Origin of the sequence: Spirillospora sp. NPDC052269, assembly GCF_040679435.1 — a bacterium.
Classification (GTDB): Bacteria; Actinomycetota; Actinomycetes; order Streptosporangiales; family Streptosporangiaceae; genus Spirillospora.
The window spans coordinates 437,598-441,270 of sequence record NZ_JBFAUU010000007.1 but is presented as its reverse complement, the minus strand read 5'-3'; the positions used below and the strand labels follow the sequence as shown (position 1 = coordinate 441,270).

The 3,673-nt window shown below is 71.4% G+C and carries 4 protein-coding genes and 1 tRNA gene; 1 reads left to right on the top strand and 4 read right to left on the bottom strand.

Annotated features, from left to right (window positions below):
• Window positions 1-108 precede the first annotated feature (108 nt).
• Complete coding sequence (locus AB0L06_RS18200; RefSeq protein ID WP_500232164.1) at window positions 109-519, bottom strand: VOC family protein; 411 nt, start codon at window positions 517-519, stop codon at window positions 109-111.
• A 110-nt stretch (window positions 520-629) separates the two neighbouring features.
• Window positions 630-1,820: a PucR family transcriptional regulator gene (locus AB0L06_RS18195; RefSeq protein WP_500232163.1), complete on the bottom strand. Its 1,191-nt coding sequence runs from the start codon at window positions 1,818-1,820 to the stop codon at window positions 630-632.
• 186 nt (window positions 1,821-2,006) lie between these two features.
• Between AB0L06_RS18195 and AB0L06_RS18190 the strand changes: the two genes are divergently transcribed.
• Window positions 2,007-2,078 (top strand) — tRNA-Val (locus tag AB0L06_RS18190).
• Between the two features lie 169 nt (window positions 2,079-2,247).
• Here AB0L06_RS18190 and AB0L06_RS18185 read toward each other — a convergent pair.
• Together AB0L06_RS18185 and AB0L06_RS18180 are read right to left on the bottom strand one after the other, a co-directional pair.
• Window positions 2,248-2,781 carry a hypothetical protein gene (locus AB0L06_RS18185; protein WP_500232198.1) on the bottom strand — a complete coding sequence of 178 codons (534 nt, stop codon included), beginning with the start codon at window positions 2,779-2,781 and terminating at the stop codon, window positions 2,248-2,250.
• Window positions 2,766-3,149: a hypothetical protein gene (locus AB0L06_RS18180; RefSeq protein ID WP_500232162.1), complete on the bottom strand. Its 384-nt coding sequence runs from the start codon at window positions 3,147-3,149 to the stop codon at window positions 2,766-2,768. Before AB0L06_RS18180 ends, AB0L06_RS18185 begins: the two co-directional genes overlap by 16 nt.
• Window positions 3,150-3,673 lie beyond the last annotated feature (524 nt).

Genomic DNA, 3,673 nt, shown 5'->3' with positions numbered 1-3,673 from the left:
GCCGTCTCCCACGCCGCGACCCGAGGGCCGGGGTCGGTCGGGCCGATCACCGCCGCGGGCCGCGGGGACCGGCGCACCCTCACCAGGGTGCCGCCGCCTTCCTGACGCCTACGCCGGCTGACCGATGTTGACCATCCACTCGACGCCGAAACGGTCGGTGCACATGCCGAACACGTCGCCCCACGCCTGCTTCTCCAGGGGCATCTGGACGCCGCCCCCGTCGGACAGCCCGGCCCAGAAGCGCCGCAGCTCCCCCTCGTCGTCGCCGCTCAGCGAGACCGACACGTTCCCGGCGGGCCTCGCGCTCGTGCCGGGCGGGGTGTCGGACGCCATGAGCGTGAACCCCGACGGGGTCTCGAGCCTGGCGTGCATGACCCGGTCCTTCAGCGCGGGGTCGGTCTGCCCGAAATCCCCGAAGGCCATGATGCTGAGATCCCCGCCGAACACCTTCTTGTAGTGCTCCATCGCCGCGCGGGCCTGCCCGTCGAACGCGAGGTACGGATTGAGACGCGAACCCATGTGATCCTCCTGTCACTGATCGTTACGATCGTCGCAATCCGCGCCGGACAGGACCACAAGGGACGCGCCATCCCCGCCTCCGGTTTCAGCAAAACCGCAGGTCAGAAGGCTTAGATGGCGCCCACCGCGAGCCGCGCCCGCAGCACCATGTGCAGCTCCAGCTGGACGGGCGGGTCGCGCAGCGCCTCACCGAACAGCTCCTCCAGCCTCCGCAGCCGGTACCGGACGGTCTGCGCGTGCAGGTTCAGCCTGGACGCCGCGACCGTCGCGTTGAACCGGCACTCGATCAGCTCCAGCAGCGTCTCGGCCAGCACCCGCCGCAGCGCCGGCCGGACCTCCCGCAGCGGCGCGAGCCTCCGCTCGGCCACCAGGTCGACCAGCTCCCGCTGCTCCCCCGACATCACCAGCAGCGGCATGTGCTCGGTCACGGCGACCAGCCCGTCCGCGCCGAGGACCCCCTCGTCGACCAGCCCGAGCGCACGCCGCGCCCAGGACAGCGACCGCGCCACCTTGTCCGGCCCGACGGCGGGCCCGAGCGCCGCCCGCCAGCCGTCCAGCGCGATCTCCAGCTGACGCCGCCGTCCCGTCCCCTCCGGGTCCGGGACGATCGCGCACGGCTCGTCCAGGTGGAGCCCGATCAGCGCGTCCGGCGGCAGCCCGGGCCGGCTCCCCGCCGATCCCAGCGCGACCGCCGCGGCCGACCGCGGCAGCGGCCACCCGGCCCGCGCCGCCACCTCCCGCAACTCGTCAAGATCGGGATCGTCCCGCAGAAGAGCGTCGACCAGCGCCCGCCGCCGCCCCCGCCGATCCCCCTCCGCCCGCGCCTCGCCGTGCCCCTCACCGACGGACCCCATGACCCGGTCGGTGTAGGTGAACACCTCCCGCGCGATGTACCCGACCTCGTGCATCTCCCCGCCGAGGCCCAGCCGCTCCGCCTCCTCGGTCAGCCGCCCGATCGCGACCCCCGCCCCGATCCGCACCGACGCCTGCCACACGTCCAGCGTCCGCCCCTCACGGGCCTCCCCCGCGCCCAGCTCCCGGACGTACGCCAGCACCCCGTCCGACGAGACGTCCCGCTCCATCAGGTCGACGAAATGCCCGATCAGCTCCTCGACCGCCCGGCTCACCCTCGCCGTGACCCGCGGATCCTGCGGCCGCCCGTACTGCGGGATCTCCCGCCCGATCGACGCCGTCACCTCCCCGGCGATCGCCGGCACGTACGGCCGCAACGCCGTCGCCGCGTAAGCCAGCCGCTTCCGCCGCCGAGCGGGGAGCCCGGAAAAGTCCACCAACTGGGCCATGTCCACCACCTCCGACACGAGCCACGAACGCATCAGGGATCGACAAACCCGCCCAAGCGTAACCTCCCGCTTGCTCCCGCGCCCGGGACTCCGCCCCCCTCGACACCGCCCCCCGACGATGCGCGAACACCCCCCGACATGCGCTAGAGTTCTTCTTGCCGGGAACGCCGCAAGGCCGACCAGCAGGGGCGATTAGCTCAGTGGGAGAGCGCTTCGTTCACACCGAAGAGGTCACTGGTTCGAACCCAGTATCGCCCACCGCATAGATGCAGCTCGGGGGGCCATTTCCGATCATCGGAAATGGCCCCCCGAGCGTTTCGGGCCCACTCAGAGCCGCTGCCTGACCAACTGCCTGGCTACGGCTTCTCGGACGGTCCCTGATCATCACTGGGGAAGATGCGGTCCATCGCTGTGGCCCCGTGCTGCATCACCGGTCTGATCTGCATCCGGTACACCTTCTCCGTGACGGCGGTCCCGCTGTGGCCGACCAGGCGCGCGATGTCCTCCACAGGCATCCCCCGTCCGAGAGCAGCGAGACGAAGCTGTGCCGCATCTCGCGAGGCGTCCACTCCGCCGCCTCCATCCCAGCGCGCATGATCACCCGGCGGAACTCACGGCGCACGTTCCCGGCACTCATCTGCGTGCCATTCCGCGTTCCGAACACCAGCCGGTCGGGGCCATCGCATGTGGGCTCCGCCCCGCGCGCGGCCAAGCCGTCCCACAGCACGGCCAGGGCGTACACGCAGCGGCGCGGCAACTGCAAGGTCCTACGGGAGAGCGGCGTCTTGGTATATCCGCCCGCCCGAACCGACCGCCAGACGTACACCGCGAATTCGTCGTGCTCCCAGCCGACTTCTGTGACCGGAAGCCACGCACCGCGCGCCACGTCGTGAGCCACCACATGGGACCAGGTGAGGCGGCGCAACTCCTCCGTCCGCCCGCCGGTCAGCAGCGACAGCACCACGTAGGCGCACAGCCATGGCCGGGCCGCCTCAGCACTGCTTCGGCCTGGGCGGCGGTCAGGGCCTTGGAGGGCCGTCCTTCCTGCCCCTTGGGCAGCTCACACAGCAGCACGACGTTCCGCTTCACCTTGTCGAGCTTGTGAGCCCGGTGGACCGCGCGCTTCAGGATGGACCGGAGTTCCTGCAGAGTCCGCGTGCTGTCCTGCTCCGCCTTGCGGGCAAGCCATTCGTCCACTTCATCGGCCGTCAACTCGCGGAGCTTCCGCGCGCCCAGCTCGGGGACGACGTGCTTCTCGGCAAGGATGCGCTTGCCCGTGACCGTGCTTTCCTCCCGACCGGCCAGGCCGTGCTTCAGCCAGTCCCGCACGGCCTGGGCGACCGTGTACTTGGTGTCCTCCCCTGGCAGTCCGTCGTCACGGTCGCGGAGCTTGGCGTGCAGCCTTCTTCAATGCCTTGCTCTTGTTCTTGTCGCTGGCCGACCGGACGATCCGTTTGCTCGCGGGCGTGTAGCCGAGAACCAGCACCGCAACCGCGAAGACGAGCCGACAACGCCCGCACGCACGCAGCGCCGCCGCATGGTCGGCCGCCGCCCCTCTCACACGAGCGACACCCGCTGGACTGGCCGAGTGGTCGTCGCTGAAGATGTGCTGCGACGAGATGCCATGGGAGAACGGGTCAGGTCAGGGTCGGTTTCGCCGACGTGGACGCCGATCCAGTCCCCGGCACCGCTGTGAACACACCGGCCATCCCGCCAGCGGTTTCATGCTCGGCGGGCCGGCCGGGGAATGTTCGGCCGGACGGCGGCGCAACGGCGGTGGTGGGGGGGGGGGGGGGGGGGGCCGCCCCCCCCCCCCCCCCCCCCCCCGGGGGGGCGCCCCCCCCGGGGCACAC

Bases quoted from the DNA above. Each gene is read 5' to 3' on its own strand.
- AB0L06_RS18200 (WP_500232164.1), bottom strand. From the start codon at position 519: ATGGGTTCGCGTCTCAATCCGTACCTCGCGTTCGACGGGCAGGCCCGC.
- AB0L06_RS18195 (WP_500232163.1), bottom strand. From the start codon at position 1,820: ATGGCCCAGTTGGTGGACTTTTCCGGGCTCCCCGCTCGGCGGCGGAAG.